This window comes from Alkalicoccus chagannorensis DSM 18086, from assembly GCF_000429725.1.
Classification (GTDB): Bacteria; Bacillota; Bacilli; order Bacillales; family Salisediminibacteriaceae; genus Alkalicoccus; species Alkalicoccus chagannorensis.
Genome location: NZ_AUCK01000007.1, coordinates 90,252 through 106,454, shown reverse-complemented (window position 1 = coordinate 106,454; position 16,203 = coordinate 90,252). Strand labels below are relative to the sequence as shown.

The following is a 16,203-nucleotide window of genomic DNA, read 5'->3' as shown; positions in this document are numbered from 1 at the left end:
TTTGCTTGATGAGCGGCGGGCTGATTTTTATTGATTTTGCTGCTTTGGTCGAATATGTGCCGCACTTGGTCACAATTGGCTCCAATTGGCCAGACTTTCCCGCCGCTTGGTCACAATTCCCACCAATTGGCCGCACTCCCCCAGCAGCTTCCCCACTGCCTTTCTCAAAAAACCACTTTACTTTTCATCATGTACCAGTGTACTATGTAGTTAATACAGTAACACATTCCAAGGAGGAACTGCGATGACATCCGTATTGGAGGCTTCCGGCCTCACAAAGAAAATCAAAGGAAAGACGCTCGTCGAAGCGATTGACCTGCAGGTATATCCGGGGGAAGTCTTCGGGCTGCTCGGTCCGAACGGCGCCGGCAAAACGACGACGATCCGCATGCTCTCCGGATTGATCCGGCCGACATCCGGCAGCGTCCAGATTCTCGGTGCCGACATGCAGCAGAACCGGGAGACCGCGCTGCAGAAAGTCGGGGCGGTCGTAGAGAATCCCGAGCTCTATACGCATCTGAACGGCTGGGAGAACCTGCTTCACTACGCCCGCATGCACGGCTCTATCGGCAAAGAAGCGATTCAATCCGCGGCAGACAAAGCCGGCATCGGACACCGCCTGAAGGAAAAAGTCTCCACGTATTCGCTCGGCATGCGCCAGCGGCTCGGGCTTGCGCAGGCGCTCCTGCATCAGCCGGAGCTGCTCATCCTTGATGAACCGACAAACGGGCTCGACCCCGCCGGCATTCATGAAATGCGACGCTATTTCCGCGAACTCGCCGAAGAAGAAGGCCTCGCCATACTCGTCTCGAGCCACCTGCTGTCCGAGATGCAGCTGCTCTGCGACCGCGCGGCCGTCATGCAGCATGGCCGCATTATCCATACCGCTGCCATGAACGACCTGCTGCAGGGCGGCGAACGTATCGTTCTGAAAACGAGCGACAAAGCCGCGGCCGCAGCGCTGCTTTCGGTGTCCTACACCGAAGAGGACGACGGACTCCGCATCGACGGAACAGCCGAAGACATTCCCGGACTGATCCGCCAGCTGGTCGACGCAGGCGTGGCCATCGACGCCGTTTATCCGGAACAGCGCGGCACACTGGAAGAAGCGTTTCTCGACATGACGGGAGGAAAAGCCATATGAACCTGATCAAAAACGAACTGCTCAAGCTGCGCAAACGAAAAGGCGCATGGGTGATGGCCATCGTCCTTGTCGTCTTTGCCATTGGTCTGTCGGCCATGTCCGCCTTTCTGATTAATCAGCCGGAACAGGCAGAAGAAGTACAGGGCATGATCAACACCTTCGCGGAAGAAGAAGGCATCACGGCGGTACCGGAGGAGCACACGCTCACCCCGCTCATCGATAATGCATCGCTCATGAGTATCGTGACCATGTTTACGATCATCACCGCCGCCGGCATCACAGCGGGAGAGCATACGAAAGGCACCATCAAGCTGCTGTTGATCCGCCCGACATCCCGAAGCAAAATCCTGCTTTCCAAAGCCGTCGCTGTCGTTCTTTTTGCCGCGGCCGCTACGATGCTGCTGATGCTTTCCTCGCTCGTGGCAGGCTTCCTTTTTTACGGATGGGACCTGCCGGCCGGTCACTATGTACAGATGGGCGCGGAAGGGGAATTCGTTTCACAGCCGATCTACGTCTATGCCGCCGGCCTGTTCGGCCTCGAGTTCATCCAGCTGCTCGTCTTCGCCTCGATGGCGTTTATGATCGGCACCGTCTTCAAAAGCAGTGCGCTCGGCATCGGCGTGCCGCTCGTGCTCCTTTTCACCGGCAGCACGGCGGCGATGCTGGTGGCGGACTACGGCTGGTCGGCGCTGGTATTGTTTTCCCATACCGACATGGTCGTCCGCTTCATGGGCCACCCCGGCGTGCTCGAGGTTCCGCTGGCCGTCTCCGGCCTCGTACTGGCCCTCTACGGAGCCGCCTTTCTGGCCATTTCCTTCTGGCGGTTTACGACACAGGATGTCCTCGATTAATTCGAAGAGAGGAGCAGCAGCATGACCATTGCCTTCAACGACCACCAGCCGATTTACCAGCAGCTGATGGCGCATTTAAGCCAGCGCATCTGCCGCGGCGACCTCGCCCCCGGGGAGAAGCTCCCGTCGGTGCGGGCGCTCGCAGCAGAAGCCGGCGTCAATCCGAATACCGTATCAAGAACGTACATGGAATTGGAGCGTGAACGTATCGTGGAATCCAAACGTGGACAGGGCACCTTCGTCACCGAGGAGCTGCCGGTCATTGAAGAACTCCGGCGCAGCCAGGCCTCGCAGCAGGCGCGGCAGTTCAAAGACAGCATGGAGCAGCTCGGCATCGACCAGGAGACAGCACTGAATCTGCTGGCGCGCGCCTGGAATGAGAAAGGAGGTCCGTCATGACAACTCTCACGTTACATCAGCTCACGAAAACATACGGAAGAGACACCGCCCTCGACGCGGTCGATCTCGTCTTTCCCGCCAGTGGTATTGTCGGCGTGATCGGACCGAACGGAAGTGGGAAATCCACCCTGCTCAAAGCGATCTGCGGGCTGCTCCGTCCCGGAAGCGGCTCGGTAAAGATAAACGGGGCTTCGGCCGCACGACAGCGGGGCGCGGATGCCGCGTATTTGTCCGAGGAGGATTCCCTCTACGGGCACATGACTATCCGGCAGTCGGTCGCGTTTGCGGCAGGCGTGTACCCCGGATTCGACCGCAAACTTGCCGACACGCTGCTGCAGGAAATGAAGCTGGAGAGCAATCAGAAAATCAAACACCTCTCCCGCGGAAACAAAGCACGGGTGAAGCTTGCCTTGACGATGGCCCGGAAGACGCCGGTGCTTTGTCTCGATGAACCCCTCTCCGGGATGGATCCAATCGTGCGCGAAGACATTCTGCGCCTGCTCGTCACCCACCTCGATGTGGACGAGCAGCTCTGCCTCATTACGAGCCATGAAGTCAAAGAGCTGGAGCCGTTTCTCGACCACGTGCTCATTCTGCACGAAGGCCGCGTCGTCGTTGACAGCGGTCTCGATGAACTCCGTGAAGAACGGCAGAAGCCGCTGATTGAGGTACTGAAGGAGGTGACCCAGTAATGTATGCTGCTTTATGGAAAAAAGAATGGCGGGAGAGCCTGCCGCGGTTTGTCATTATTCTCGGGCTGCTTTCCGCAGGCTATATCGGCATCCTCGTGCTTGCATTTCGTGGAGATCCGCTCGGCGTGCTGATCGGCATCGCCGCTGTTGGCCTGCACCTCGTCTTTTTGTTTCTGCAGTGGACGCTCGCCTTCCACGGCGAATGGAAAAGCCGCACGCAGTGGACGTGGCTGAACATCCCCGCCCCGGCCTGGCAGCTCGTTACCGCCAAGCTCGGCGTCGGTTTCGTTCAGTACCTCCTCTCGGTCGCACTCATGACGGGCGTTGGCTTCTGGGCGCTCGCCGTTTACGCCCAAACAGGGGATCCGATGATGGCCGAGGCCTTTCCACTCTTCGCCGAGGGGCTGCTGGCGCTCTATCCTCTGCTGTTTACGATGCTTACGCTGCTGAGCATCAGCCTTGGGCTCGTGGCCGTGTTCATCCTGCTCATGATGAAATCGTGGCTTCCCCTCGGCGGCTGGATCGGTACCGCCGCAGCCGCGGCCGCGGTGTACAGCTGGTTCCAGTTCAGCGGCTCCGCGGTGTATGCCTCGCTGTTTCAGAACGTCGTCCTCTTTGATGCCGGCGCCCGGCTCGAGCTGCTGCTGAACGAAGAAGGCGTCGAAACCGGAGCCGGCGGCGGGCTGTATCTATACGCCGGAGAGCTTACGCTGGAAGTCCTCGTCATCGCCGCGATCATCGCTCTGCTCTCCTGGATGCTCGACCGTATAGTGCAGGCGTGACCCCAAGCGCAAAGCGTCGAGCTTCCTTATAGGAAAAGAAAAACCAGCTGCCTCTCCCTGCAGCTGGTTTTTCATCTTCCTTTTTCTTCTATCCACGTAAAGGTTAATCGTTTCACGCTGGAAGCAGTTTCTGCTTCCGGTTTTTTCACAAAAGAAAACCTTCCGCCGGTTGTTGTAGATGCTATGATGGAAAGAAAACAAGAGGAGGACGAGGCATGAGTGCGGAAGTGCACGTGTTCATTGCGATGAGCCTGGATGGGTACATTGCATCCAAGAATGAGTCGCTGGAGTGGCTTTTCCGGCAGGAACAGGGAGGCGACACTGGCTATGTGGCGTTTTACGACACGATTGGCACCGTCGTCATGGGAAGACGGACGTATGAGTGGATCAAACAGGAAGCGCCGGACGGATTTCCTTATGCGGACAAGCCGTGCTGGGTCTTCTCCCGCACGCTCGACTCGGCCCCGGAAGCCGAAGTAACGGCACGATCTCCGGTGGATGTCGTGACCGAATTGACACAACAGACAGAGCGCCCTATCTGGATCGTCGGAGGAGGTCAGGTGATCCGGGAGCTTCTGGAAGCGGACAGGATCGACCGCTTTCAAATTGCCGTCGCTCCTGTGCTTCTCGGCCGTGGCATCCCGTTGTTTCCCGAAGGCAGCTATGAGCACGATCTGAAGCTCGAGAGCACACGGCAGTTCGATGATTTCGTCGAGCTGACGTACCGGCGGAAGCGGTGATGGTGATGGAGCTAAACCAAAGCGAACGAAGGAAATCGTTCGGCAGCAATCAACGAATATCGGTACAGTGACCTGAACTTTATCCCGTTTTGGGTAAATACCCGCGCGAGTGGTTGTTAAAGAGAAGTCAGATAGCGACAATGCTTCAAAGAAAGGGGAGACATCTTGATGCTGGTTTTTTGGAATCCAATTGGAGATCACAACATGAGTATCTCCTTTAATCAAATTGGTAAATATGATGCGATGCAGCTGCATTCTGTCGAACGAACAGGAAACCTGCGTATCATGTTGGAAGATAATCATTATTCTTATCTTTTTGACTACGAACAGTCTCCACTTTTTCCCTTTGATGACGTTTATGCGGTTGTTCGAACTCCTGAACACATGCGAACGGGCCTCATGGAGGGGTATTTTGAAATCCTTGAAAAAGAAGGGATACCAGATAACTTCTGGCCCTTTTTTAAGGTGAAACACTCTTCCTTGTTGACTTGGACTAGAAATGCCGTGGATATACACATGCCAAAAGAGAAAAATCCACATCATTATGTTTACGTTACAGTAGATGAAGTCATTGAAGTCATTGCAGATAGAGATCCGACAGTGACAATAAAAACATTATAGGACGCACAAAGAAAAGCAGCCGATCCGAAGGCGTTTCTCCTTCGTGCGCTTGTTTCCGTGCTTAAAAATACCGCCGGCTAAAGGGACGCGTATCCCTCTGCCGGCGGCACTGATTTGCTTGGTAGTGAAACGAACATCTTGCTTTAGAGGCTGCCTCGCTGCTGCACGAAGCGTTTGACTTCGGCGGCAAATGCGGCCGGGGCTTCCTGCGGCAGCCAGTGGCCGGAATCATCAAAGCCGACGAACGAGCCGTGCGGCAGGTCTTCTGCCAGCCGTCTGCCGAAGTCGGCCTGCTGCCAGGGATCCTGTGTGCCCCAGAGAATCAGCGAAGGGACCTGCACTTCCGGCAGTTTGTGCGTCAGCATCGTCGTTTCGTTCGTGTTCAGCGCGGCCGCATTGCGGACGAGGCTTTTCCTGCCTTCTTCCTCCGTGTAAGGAGCGGTAATGCCCTCGACGAAGCGATCTTTCCGCTGTTCGTCATGCAGAATCCCGTCCTGGAAAGCACTTTCGAGAAAGGACTGCACCTCGGATATCGGCTTCTCCGTCCACGACGGGTGCCCGAGCTTCAGCATGGCTTCAATCGGCCAGGAGTCATAGGCGATCGTGTTCGCGAGCATCATCGTGTCGAGACGATCCGGGTCGTTCACGGCCAGCACCAGACCGACTCCGCCGCCGATGTCGTGACCGACGAAATGAACTTTCAACAGGCCGAGTTCATCCATGAGTCTCTTCACGACCTCTGCCTGCACGTGCAGCGACCGGTCGAAGCGATCGCGATGGTCCGAATACCCGTACCCGAGCATGTCCGGAACAATCACCCGGTAATCGTCCTGCAGTTCGGTGATCATTTCCTGGAACAGATAGGACCACGTCGGAATACCGTGCAGGAGCAGCAGCGGAGGCCCGGATCCGACATCCGTATAGCGGATTTCCACCGGTTCATCAATAATCCCTTCCATCATCACGGACTGCTGTCTTTCTCGGAAGGTGTCTGCGGTAATAAGGTGCTCGTTTGTCATTGGGATTCCTCCATGGAAGTCGTATTCGAGGTGTCTCAGGACGGATGAACAAAAGGGGGAGCGCCTTTTGATCGGAACGACGGCGGCGTCGCTGCAGGTTCTTACAGGGAAGCATAGGTTCTTCATGCTTCCCGAGCAGCTGACAGAGCCGCCGTCCCCCCCCTTTATGAAAACGTATACATTCCTATACTTGAACAAAACAGCCGTCCGGGCCGCAGGTCAGCCCCTGCCGGCGATAAGCGGCTTCCTGCTCCTGTTCTCTTTTGAACTGCGCCTGCTGCCAGGCAAAGTCGATCTCGGTTCCGAATTTCTCCGGATAGCGGATGTACCACCGCTGCTTGCGGATGATAAAGTTGTCCGGGTCGAGCAGAATCGCATCATCCAACTCTTTTAGTGCTTCTTCTTTGCGGTCCTGCTTGGCATATTCCATGCCAAGCTTGTACTTCGTCTGCGCGAGCTGCTGCGTTAACGCATCTTCCTTCCGAGCAGAAGACGCATCGTCCAGCTCCACTTGATCGACCTCTCCGCGAAGGAGCTTTTTCACCGCTTCCAGATGCTCCGACTCCTTCACGTCAAAGCCTTCCTGGACCAGACGGATCGTGCCGTGTGTATCCACAAAAATGCCGTTCGGGACTTTTTTGAAGCCGAACGTATTCAGCATCACGCTGTTCTCATCTACCACGGTCGGGAACGTCGTTTGCTCGAGGTACGGTTTGACTACTTCCGCTCCCTGGCCATCCACGGCCACCGATAAAATCTCCACATCCTCGTCCTGCCAGCGTTCGTACACCTGCTGCCACCCGGGCAGCTGTCCGCGGCATCGTCACCAGGACGCCCACATGAAAATCAGCACATTCCTGCCGCGCAGGTCGTCCGTTTCCACCGGCCCCCCATCGACGTCGTGCAGTTTGATGTTCGGTAACGTTTCCTTCAACATGGAATCCCCTCCTCTTTTTCCCCGCCATACCTTGTCTATAGCGATCTCAAACCGAGACTTGGCAGAAAACATGCCATCCAGGTCCTTGTTCTTTCCCGCTCTGCGTGGTTCTCCTGCATCCTTTCCCGTCATGCAGCCAGGTTCGCTTGCTTTTTCCAAGAAAGTCCCCCGGTCGGATCGTTTTAGAAAAACGAAGGGGGATTGTCATTCAATGAAATACAAAGCGCTGCTTTGAAGCGAAACGACAGGTCCAGCCTTCTGACTGCTGGAATACTGCTCTAAAAACCGAAGAAAGCAGCCTCCCCGGATCGAGGAGGCTGCTTTCTTATTCCCACACTTTATCCAATTGATCCGCATAGAAGGTGATGGCTTGTTGATAACGAAGAATATCAGCATCCTGCGTGGTATCAATCAAGCAGGTGAGCAGATACTCCATCGCTTCCTGATGTGCTTCCAGATTATATAACGTCATGGCGTAGAACGTCTGCATCGCCCGGTTCTCCGGGAAAAGCGCCAGTCCTTTCAGGAGGGTGTGCCGGGACTTCTCATATTCCCCCAGCGTTCGATACGTACTGCCGAGTCCGATGAACGCGCCTGCTCTCTCTTCCGACAACAACGCTGTTGACGCGATCGCTTTTTCGTAGTGTGGTACTGCCTTGGCTTCTTCCCCTAGTAAATCATAGCTCCAGGCCGCCTGGTAGTGAATCTCGGCGTCTTCCGGAAACTCGTGAACCAGGTTCTCGAGCATCTCACTCGATGCTTCCAACGCGCCCTTTTTCCGTAAATCCAAGGCGCAGGTCAGTTCTTCCCTCATGATTTCCTCCTTCTCGATCGCGACGATCGGTCCTCATGCTTCACAGAACACCGCCCCGACTTCCGCGCAGAGCGTCTGTTGGTCGAAACGGTGTGCCCCATCGCTGTACGCTTTTTCTGATAAGAAAAGGGGGGTTCTTTCTTCCCGCAGCGGCCGGCACCTCCTCTTACGAAAACGAGGAAGTGTCGTATCTCCCGACGCCTTCTTTCATCTTTTGCAGCCACTGCTCGATCAAGGAGTCATAGTCTGACAACCGGCTGTACATGCGGACAGCCACTTCTTCGTTGTATGTGTGCACGGTTAGGTTACGGTCATTGACCATCTCTAAAGCAAGAATCGCTTCGTCCTCTTCCAGCAGCTGCACTTCTCTACAGCTTCGCATCACGCCTTTTGGAGAGCCCACGTCGATACCCTCGATTTCATAAAGATATTGTTTGGCTGTCTTCCAGCTTGCTTCGAAGGTGAACTTGAATCGGTGAATGGAAGCATCCCGCTCCACGTCATTTGGGTCTTCCAGCTTCGTCAGTTTTTGAAAAGACGCCAGCGCTTTTTCTGCTGAGGCTAGTCGTTCCTGTAATCGATCCATACGATCCCCTCCTGTTCGATCTGACGTCGCATCGATGCATTCGTCTGCTGTACATGGACGATATCGACCTTATAGGGAAGGCTCGACTCCTCCACTCGGTCTAACAGCTTGTTCCATGTCATGGCAGAGAGTTGCGATCGGGACACAATGGCCACATCCATATCCGAGCTCGCCTTCTCCTGCTTCCGCGCCCAGGACCCGAACAAATACACGCGGACGTTTTCTCCTGCTCATTCCTCTTCCAGCAGCGCTCTCCATTCATCCAGGATCTTCTCCCTTACTTGAGGCGTCGTATGCATGCGGCCTCACCTCCGATTTTCACCAGTATAACACAGCAGAATCAGAGGCAGCCCCTCTTCTCATACGGCCGGGGGGCGTGTGCTGTTCCTACACGAAAAAAAGAGAAGCGCCCTCCTCTTCAGGTGCTTCTCTTTCGTTTACTCTGCTGTTGTCATCCGGATGGGATTGCCGGAGAAATCAGTAGTGAGAACCGAGTCCTCCTGCATCGTGACGGAGGCTCCCTGCTGCTGCAGACGGGCGGCCGCTTCTTTCAGTGCGGCCTGGTCCGGGTAGCAGAGCGTGTACTCCTGCAGCCCCGCGCTGGCTGCTGCCGGCGCCGGGGCTCCGACGCCGTTCCACGTATTCAGGGCGACATGGTGGTGATAGCTTCCGCTCGAGAGAAACGAGGCATGACGGCCGATGCGGCTGACGACATCAAGTCCGAGACCTTCGGTGTAAAAAGCCAGATCCCGCTCCATGTCGGCGACGTGCAGATGAATGTGGCCCATCCAATCATTGTTTGTACATGCCGTCAGCGATCGCTTTTATCTACAACAAGCGTCTCCGTCTCGATCGTCGTTTCTCCATGAGTCAATTCGTCGCTCCTCGTAGCTAAATCAAAATCAAGGTAAACAATATCTCCTTGATGTATGTCATCAACAGCTAGATGATGGCCTTCTCCATCGATGACCTCCAAATCTGCTGTTCGTTTGACATGGATCAGCCGATAAATGGATTCAACCTCTATATCCTGTTCTTCGTAATATTCAATATAGGGTTCTGTAACATCTAATGTTATGCTGTCTTCCTGGTCGCTGTCGTGAACATGGCTCATCAGGGCATGATCAACATGATCCAATGCTTCGCTTTCTAGATTGTTTTCCCCCGAACAATCCGTGAAAAGAGCAAGAGTGATCCCTGTTATTAGGAATACCGAGAACGTTTTCTCCATTATTTAACACCCACACTGACATGTATTTTCTTGTATCGAAGACGGAATCGCATCCATTTTCAAACATGCTGGGGAGTGATCTTTGGACGTCCAGCTCGGCACCACCTGATACCTACTCCTCATCAAGCGAAAAAGATGCTCCATCGAAGTGGACCTGCTCCAGGTCCTCTAGGAGCGTTCTTTCCACTTCCACCGCGATCGACCTCGGTTGATAGAGATCATCGCACGTATCATCCTGCTCTATTTCGATATGCAACTCGCTGCCTTCCGCGACGATGTTGTCGATTTCTTTCTCACATGAATTTTCCCCGGTTTTAAAGAACAGCACGATGCTTTCTTCCATATCGACATCCGGAGGGCTCCCCGGAAAGCTGTAGTTTTCCCAGTGCTCTGCTACCTCTTCTTCACTATCCACCTGGTCCATGAACTGATCTCCAGCTCCTGCAGATTCAGGTGCCGTATTCCGCGTTTCTAAAAGCGTGGCATCGTCGAAATCCCGAGGCGTGCAGGCCGCGAGAATGAACACACTCAAGAGAAACAAAACGACCTTCATGCTATTCCTCCTCCAAACAGAATCACCCTCCTGCTATTCGTTTGCGTTCTCTCCGCTATCGGTCAGCACGTTCACGACGAGGGCTTCTCCCTGGGCGGGCATGCTGTCGTTATAAAAGCCCGTCGTCCAGACTTCAACTTCATCGCCTTCCTGGATCTCCTCCGGCGAAAGTTCCTCTCCGTCGCGGAACACGTCTGCCTCTCCGACATGCACGTACGGTGTATCCTCGATCAGCGGACGTCCCTGATCATCGATGTCCGTGACCGTGCCGACATGATCCGGATCCTCCTCCGGCAGGCCGTCTTCCCCGCGCTCGGCGGACGTGCTTTCGCTCCAGTTGATAAAGTCCAGGCTGCCGAGGTCTTCTTCCACGGCCTCCTTGTCCACGTGATCGAGCGAGGTGAATTCGATATCCAGCTCGTTGCTCTGAATCGAGACCGAGCTGCTGAGGAAGGCGCCTTCTTCATACCAGTTTCCTTCCTCTTCCATGAACTGCTCCTGCGCATCCTGCAGCTCCTGCTCGGTTTTCTCGACGCTGTTCAGATGCAGCGTCTGCGTGCCGTCCGCTTCCATCTCGTCGATCTCCCTCTCCAGTGATGCGGCAGCGTCACTTACGTCGTCCGCCGCCACTTGCTGCACGATGTCTCCGTCTTCCCCTGGACCGTCGAAGTCCTCTCTGGCAATGAACATCCCGCCGTTCTGGCCTTCGAGTTCGTCGGTGCCCCAGCTTTCCAGCAGCTGAAACACATCTTCGTCGCTGTCAGCTGGAACGTCGAGGATGATATGTTCCTCCGTCTCTGCTTCACTGTTTTCGTTCGCTTCATTTTCATTGTTTTCATTGTTCTCGTTGTTCTCGTTGTTTTCCCCGTTCGCGTTCGCTTCGTTTTCCTCCTGCGTGTCCGGTTCGGTCTCTTCTCCCGATCCGGTTGTCTCTCCGTCCTCTGCCTGCCCGCACGCAGCGAGCAGCAGGATGCCTCCGGCGATTCCCTTTTTCATGAAAAATCCCTCCTCTGCCTTGTTGGTCGGGAAAAAAGTGGATGAGTTACAAAAAATCCATTTTTTTCTAAATGCAGTTTCTATTCTTCCGACTCCCAGACGATCGGCTCTCTTTCCTCAACATGCCGCTGCCATCCTCCAGCTCACTCGTTCTGTCGACATCATCATGGTTCGTCCACTGCCGTTTCCTCTCCTTGAAACAACACGGTCTCCACTTCCTCCATCTTCGTGTGATCCACCTGCAGGACGATCGTGTTCGCCTGCAGATCAGTCGTACACTCCTCGTCGTACGCCAGGTAATCAAAAGACAGCGTCTGGTCGTCCACCATCATGTCCTGGATCACCGGGGGACAGGAACTGGATCCAAACGACGTCAAGAAAAGCACCGAGGCTTCCTCCCACTGGATGGACGGGGAATCGCCGCGTAAACCGAAGTGGTCCCACGACGCTTCAAACTCCTGCTGATCCGCGGCTTGTTTTACGATCGTCTTGTCTGCATCAGCCTCTGCCTCTTCCGGTGCCGCCGCTTCCGAATGGAGGACAGCCTCATGCTCAGCCTCCGGATCTCCGCAGCCAGCCGTGACAAGCATGACGGCGGCTGCAGGGAGAATGGCCTTGAACAAAAACGCGCAGCGTCTTTTGGTCGGAACGGCGTGCATCGTCGCTGCAGGCTTTTCAAGGGAAGAAAAGGGTATATGTTTCTTCCCGCGCAGCGTAGGATGCCGCCGTCTCCTTGTATGAAAACTTACACTTTCTTGTACTTCGAAAAAAGGTTCATCTTCTCTCCCTCCCTTGTCTTCGGGCAGGGAAGAACGTGCGTGGACCTTGTGCCACCTGCACCAACCACGTCTTCAGCATCATGCCCGCTTGTCCCTCTTAGTCGAGAAGAAAGCAGACGCGTTACAAAACGATCCTCATTTTTCCATCGCGCCGCCCACCTGTCTGGATGCAGCTTGAATCATCAATGGTTGAAAACAGTCCCTTCACCTGTCCGCATGCAGCTGCTCCAGCTTTGCTTCCGCTTTCTCTACACGCTTCTCCCCCCATTTTCTATCACTGCCGATGCGCTCGCTTCCTTCAGCTGCTGCTTTACTTCTTCATACCGCTGGATACTTCCATAGGAAAGCGGGATCATGGCCCGGATTAAATCAAGCTGACCATCTAACGAAAGAGGATGCAAAAGTCCCTCTCCCAGTTCTTTTACTTCTTTAAAAAGCTGGCTTCGTTCCTCCTCTTCCATGCTTGGGCTATACACCGCAGCGCGAGCAGCCAGAGCCTGCCGGCTGTCCTGAAGCAAATCCAACAGTATCTCCTCCTCCTCTTCCCACGTCTCCAGCGCATGTACGAGCTCTTCGATGAGCTTGATTCTCAGCCGGATACCTCGGACGTACGCTTTCTCCTCCAACAGACATTCTGAACGAGCCTCCACTTCCTTGATGCCTTGAAAAGCACGATCGTCCCGTTCGAAGAGGAGCGGCGTATCCAGTCTGGCTAAGAAATGCCGAATGTTCCTGCCCGCCTGCTCTACTTCCTCCTCTTCGGGACTGAGATGAAAGTCAACAGAAGCAGTCAGCTCTTCTTGAGCGGTCATCCACTGCATCATCATCTCCACGAGCGTTTCTTTCTTTTGTTCCTGCAGTTGTTTCCGGTACGCTTGTTGCTTAATGCAGGCAGCCTCCTTCCTTTTTATCCTTCGCCTATCTCTCTTTACCCTTAAACAAGGGAGCGGTCACGCAAGAAAGAAAACCGTTGTCTGACTTTTTGTCATCACGTTCAATGACGTTCGCTTTATGCCGATATAGGAAGTAATATGTGACGATAAAATAGGTCATGCGTGCATAGACAGAGTCAAACAACAGGAAGGGGATGGGATAGAATATGATGACCATACAGGAAATGAAGCAGCGGGATCTGCGGCAGAAGAACTACCTGGCTTTCGGGTTGTTTTCGTTTACACTGGCCGCAGGCGGACTGCTCAATCTGTTTATGCAGGATATGGCGACGATGGCGATTTACTTCACGCAGCTCGGCGTGCTGGCTGCGGTTTTTGTGCTGATGATGTACGTGCTGAAAAAACCGGCGGCCTTCCCGCTCGTGTTCATTCTTCTCAGCTTCTCGTTTACCTACTCCGGCACCTTTTTGACCGGCGGCGGCATCACGATCACCGTGATTTACTTCTTCCTGCTGTTTCTTGCGACGATCCACTTGTACCGCTACGTCCTCATCACCGCTGTGGTGGCAGGGATCGGCGGGCATTACGTGAACGCGTTTTACGGCACGGTGGAGTCCGCCGTACTGCAGGAGAACTTCCCGTCGATTCTGCTGACGTACCTGCTGGCTTCGATCATCGCGTATGCGATCGTCGCCCTCAGCCTGCGGCAGACAGAGCAGCTGGAAGCGTTTCTGACGCAAAGCGAGCAGGAGACCAAAGCGAAAGAACAGTCGCGCAGCCGGCTCCAGCAGCGGGTGAATCAGCTCGTCGAGGACTTGACGGAAGTGAGCGCTGTGGTGCAGGAGAACATCCACGCGCAGTCGGAGATGGCTGTCGCTGTCCATGAGATTGCCAGCGGCTCCGCCTCGCAGAGCGAGCAGATTCAATCGATTTCCTCCCGCGCCGAAGACATGAAAGAACGCATGCAGAACATCCGGTCCGGCGCCGGCCGGCTGGCAGAGACGTCGATGCAGGCGGAAACGAGGACATCGGCAGCAGCCGAGCATGCAGACACGCTGAAAGCGGAAATGACGGCCTACGAAGGACAGCTGCAGGAGTTGAACCAGAACTTCGAGCGGCTCACGGAAAAAATGAAAGAAACGAATACCTTGTCCGATGACATCATTCACGTCAGTGAGCAGACGAACCTGCTTGCCTTGAACGCCTCGATCGAAGCCGCGCGGGCGGGAGAAGCCGGCAAAGGTTTCGCCGTGGTGGCCGATGAGATCCGTAAACTGGCAGAGACGTCGAACACAGCGGCGGAAAAAATCACGGCCAACCTGCGGGAAGTCAACGACACGAACGAGCAGGCCCTGCAGCAAATGACCGACAGCCGCGCGACGCTGCATGCCCAGAAAGAAACAACCGATACGGTCCACGCATCGCTGCAGGAGCTGGAAGACGTGACCAAAAGCATCCAGGACACACTGGAAAACTTCCAGGCCGAGGCTGAAACGACCGAGCAGACAGCTTCCGGCATCGATGCTACGACGTCCGATTTCGCCTCCGTCATGGAAGAGTCTTCCGCAGGAGCCGAAGAAGTCAGCGCCACCATCGAAAACCTGCAGGAGCAGAACGACTGGATCGGCAGCCGGATGAAGGCGACGGAGCAGACCATCCGGCAGCTGGCAGAGTAGAGCGGAAGCGCAGAACGCCAGGTGCTCCGGACGTCGGGGGCATGGACGTTTTCCTCTCGACCATAAGCGCCTGTTGGTCGGCACGGCGTTTACCGCAGCTGCTTGGAGAGAGGCATGCGGGCTTCCTGCTTCCCGCGCAGCCGCCGTCCTCCTTAATGGAAACTTATACATTCTTATACTTCGAAAAAAACAAGAAGGCCCCCATCTACTGGAGGCCTTCTTGTTCGTTCTTTTCCGTTAGTCCGAGAGGGTTTTCACGTTGTCTCTCCACTTCTGCACCGGCTCCCACTGCAGCAGCCGCTTCGCCTTCTTGTTATCGAGCAGCGGCGCATAGCCGGAGATGTCCTGCCGGATGTCCGTGACATTCGGGTAGCACGTCTTCATGAGCTCGGTGCTTTCGATATCCATGCTGCTCTCGTCCGCGCCGATGTTGAGCGCGACGGAGCCGAGGCCGTCGGTTTCGACCGCGAGACGGTAGGCCGTGGCCGCGTCCCGGGTATCGATGTAGCTCCAGAGGATCGGTTTGCGCATTTCCGGCTCATGGATGAAGCCCGGGAAGTTTTTGTACATCTCCGGCGTGATCACGTTGCCGAGCCGGAACGAGACGACCTGCATGCCGGTGCGGCGGTGGATCATGTCCGCCGTCTGCTCGTTCACGATTTTGGAAAAACCGTAGCTGTCGTCCGGCAGCTGCGGGTGCTCCTCGTCGATCGGCACGTACTTCGGCTCCAGCCCCTGTCTGGAAAAACAGATGCCGTACGACGATTCGCTGGAAGAGATGACCGCCTTTTTGATGCCGAGATTGCCGGCCGCTTCCAGAATGTTGTACGTCGACATCGTATTATTCTGAAACGTCACTTCATTCGGATGCGAATACGCCACGGGTATCGCGGCGATATGAACGACCGCATCGGCATCCGCCAGCACGCCGTACACTTCGCCGAGGTTCGTCAAATCGGTGATGACCGTCTTGCAGCGCGCTTCGTCCGGATGCTTCACATCTGCATTAACCACGTCATATCCGTGATCGACAAACTCCTTAATCACGTCCGGGCCGAGCAGCCCGCTTCCACCTGTTACAACCACTTTCGTCATGTACAGCCCTCCCAGAATGATGGCACGACCGTCCGGCCCGCCTTTTGTTCACACAATAAACGAAGCATATACGAGAAGCCGGAGGATAGCAAGAGAAAGGGCTTACAATAGAGCGGCATAGGATTCAGATAACGGCTATTGGGATAAGGCGGAGGATGGGGGCAGGCAAGCACACCTTCTTTTTGCTCAACACATCACAATGATTATCCAAAAAATAACAAAGAAGCTGAGACCCTGCTGGAACATAAAGAAATCCCTCTCCATGTTGGTGAGAGATTCCTTTATGAGAGGTTAACCTGTGCAATGACAACCGCCTGCCGAAGGAAAGGCTTCAGCTAACCGCCATAAAAACAACGATGGGGCATCGTCAACCCCTGCTTTTTCCGCGCACCAGG

21 protein-coding genes are annotated in these 16,203 nt (G+C 55.0%); 8 read left to right on the top strand and 13 right to left on the bottom strand.

Going from position 1 to position 16,203, the window contains the following annotated elements:
• Positions 1-244: 244 nt before the first annotated feature.
• From G477_RS0106175 to G477_RS0106145, 7 genes are all read left to right on the top strand, one after another.
• A complete protein-coding gene (locus G477_RS0106175; protein ID WP_026697202.1) occupies positions 245-1,144 on the top strand; it encodes an ABC transporter ATP-binding protein in 900 nt (299 codons plus the stop codon).
• The gene (locus G477_RS0106170) at positions 1,141-1,995 is read left to right on the top strand and encodes an ABC transporter permease subunit (protein ID WP_026697201.1); all 855 of its coding nucleotides are present in this window, start codon (positions 1,141-1,143) and stop codon (positions 1,993-1,995) included. The genes G477_RS0106175 and G477_RS0106170 overlap by 4 nt, the downstream gene beginning before the upstream one ends.
• Before the next feature lie 21 nt (positions 1,996-2,016).
• Positions 2,017-2,394, top strand: coding sequence for a GntR family transcriptional regulator (locus G477_RS0106165; protein WP_026697200.1), 378 nt, complete (start codon positions 2,017-2,019; stop codon positions 2,392-2,394).
• The gene (locus G477_RS0106160) at positions 2,391-3,086 is read left to right on the top strand and encodes an ABC transporter ATP-binding protein (protein ID WP_026697199.1); all 696 of its coding nucleotides are present in this window, start codon (positions 2,391-2,393) and stop codon (positions 3,084-3,086) included. The genes G477_RS0106165 and G477_RS0106160 overlap by 4 nt, the downstream gene beginning before the upstream one ends.
• Positions 3,086-3,868, top strand: a complete 783-nt coding sequence (locus G477_RS0106155) for a hypothetical protein (protein WP_026697198.1) — start codon at positions 3,086-3,088, stop codon at positions 3,866-3,868. Before G477_RS0106160 ends, G477_RS0106155 begins: the two co-directional genes overlap by 1 nt.
• Positions 3,869-4,083: 215 nt before the next feature.
• A complete protein-coding gene (locus G477_RS0106150; RefSeq protein WP_026697197.1) occupies positions 4,084-4,608 on the top strand; it encodes a dihydrofolate reductase family protein in 525 nt (174 codons plus the stop codon).
• 168 nt (positions 4,609-4,776) lie between these two features.
• Positions 4,777-5,229 (top strand): hypothetical protein, encoded by a 453-nt coding sequence (locus G477_RS0106145; protein ID WP_026697196.1) that lies wholly within the window; start codon positions 4,777-4,779, stop codon positions 5,227-5,229.
• Positions 5,230-5,372: 143 nt separating this feature from the next.
• On the opposite strand, the gene G477_RS0106140 is transcribed toward G477_RS0106145, so the two are convergent.
• The 12 genes from G477_RS0106140 to G477_RS18845 all read right to left on the bottom strand — a co-directional run bounded on the left by G477_RS0106140 (position 5,373) and on the right by G477_RS18845 (position 12,977).
• A complete protein-coding gene (locus G477_RS0106140; RefSeq protein ID WP_035211376.1) occupies positions 5,373-6,248 on the bottom strand; it encodes an alpha/beta fold hydrolase in 876 nt (291 codons plus the stop codon).
• A gap of 184 nt (positions 6,249-6,432) precedes the next feature.
• On the bottom strand, positions 6,433-7,038 hold the full coding sequence (locus G477_RS0106135) for a thioredoxin family protein (protein ID WP_245575410.1): 606 nt from the start codon (positions 7,036-7,038) through the stop codon (positions 6,433-6,435).
• Positions 7,039-7,071: 33 nt separating this feature from the next.
• Positions 7,072-7,185 carry a TlpA family protein disulfide reductase gene (locus tag G477_RS21690; protein WP_415783243.1) on the bottom strand — a complete coding sequence of 38 codons (114 nt, stop codon included), beginning with the start codon at positions 7,183-7,185 and terminating at the stop codon, positions 7,072-7,074.
• A gap of 325 nt (positions 7,186-7,510) precedes the next feature.
• Positions 7,511-7,999, bottom strand: coding sequence for a tetratricopeptide repeat protein (locus G477_RS0106125; protein ID WP_026697193.1), 489 nt, complete (start codon positions 7,997-7,999; stop codon positions 7,511-7,513).
• A gap of 166 nt (positions 8,000-8,165) precedes the next feature.
• A complete protein-coding gene (locus G477_RS0106120) occupies positions 8,166-8,585 on the bottom strand; it encodes an HI0074 family nucleotidyltransferase substrate-binding subunit (protein ID WP_026697192.1) in 420 nt (139 codons plus the stop codon).
• Positions 8,561-8,797: a nucleotidyltransferase family protein gene (locus G477_RS0106115; protein WP_026697191.1), complete on the bottom strand. Its 237-nt coding sequence runs from the start codon at positions 8,795-8,797 to the stop codon at positions 8,561-8,563. Before G477_RS0106115 ends, G477_RS0106120 begins: the two co-directional genes overlap by 25 nt.
• A gap of 225 nt (positions 8,798-9,022) precedes the next feature.
• Entirely contained in the window at positions 9,023-9,373 is a 351-nt protein-coding gene (locus G477_RS18855; protein WP_035211371.1) for a VOC family protein, read from the bottom strand.
• A 23-nt stretch (positions 9,374-9,396) separates the two neighbouring features.
• On the bottom strand, positions 9,397-9,816 hold the full coding sequence (locus G477_RS18850) for a hypothetical protein (protein ID WP_026697190.1): 420 nt from the start codon (positions 9,814-9,816) through the stop codon (positions 9,397-9,399).
• A gap of 112 nt (positions 9,817-9,928) precedes the next feature.
• On the bottom strand, positions 9,929-10,369 hold the full coding sequence (locus tag G477_RS0106100) for a hypothetical protein (RefSeq protein ID WP_026697189.1): 441 nt from the start codon (positions 10,367-10,369) through the stop codon (positions 9,929-9,931).
• A 33-nt stretch (positions 10,370-10,402) separates the two neighbouring features.
• Positions 10,403-11,365, bottom strand: coding sequence for a hypothetical protein (locus G477_RS21450; RefSeq protein WP_026697188.1), 963 nt, complete (start codon positions 11,363-11,365; stop codon positions 10,403-10,405).
• Positions 11,366-11,529: 164 nt separating this feature from the next.
• Positions 11,530-11,988 (bottom strand): hypothetical protein, encoded by a 459-nt coding sequence (locus G477_RS0106090; protein ID WP_156897299.1) that lies wholly within the window; start codon positions 11,986-11,988, stop codon positions 11,530-11,532.
• Between the two features lie 404 nt (positions 11,989-12,392).
• Positions 12,393-12,977 (bottom strand): hypothetical protein, encoded by a 585-nt coding sequence (locus G477_RS18845; RefSeq protein ID WP_035211367.1) that lies wholly within the window; start codon positions 12,975-12,977, stop codon positions 12,393-12,395.
• 266 nt (positions 12,978-13,243) lie between these two features.
• Here G477_RS18845 and G477_RS0106080 point away from each other — a divergent pair, with 266 nt between their 5' ends.
• On the top strand, positions 13,244-14,713 hold the full coding sequence (locus G477_RS0106080) for a methyl-accepting chemotaxis protein (protein WP_026697186.1): 1,470 nt from the start codon (positions 13,244-13,246) through the stop codon (positions 14,711-14,713).
• 237 nt (positions 14,714-14,950) lie between these two features.
• Here G477_RS0106080 and G477_RS0106075 read toward each other — a convergent pair whose 3' ends face one another.
• Positions 14,951-15,808, bottom strand: a complete 858-nt coding sequence (locus G477_RS0106075) for an NAD-dependent epimerase/dehydratase family protein (RefSeq protein WP_026697185.1) — start codon at positions 15,806-15,808, stop codon at positions 14,951-14,953.
• Positions 15,809-16,203: the final 395 nt, after the last annotated feature.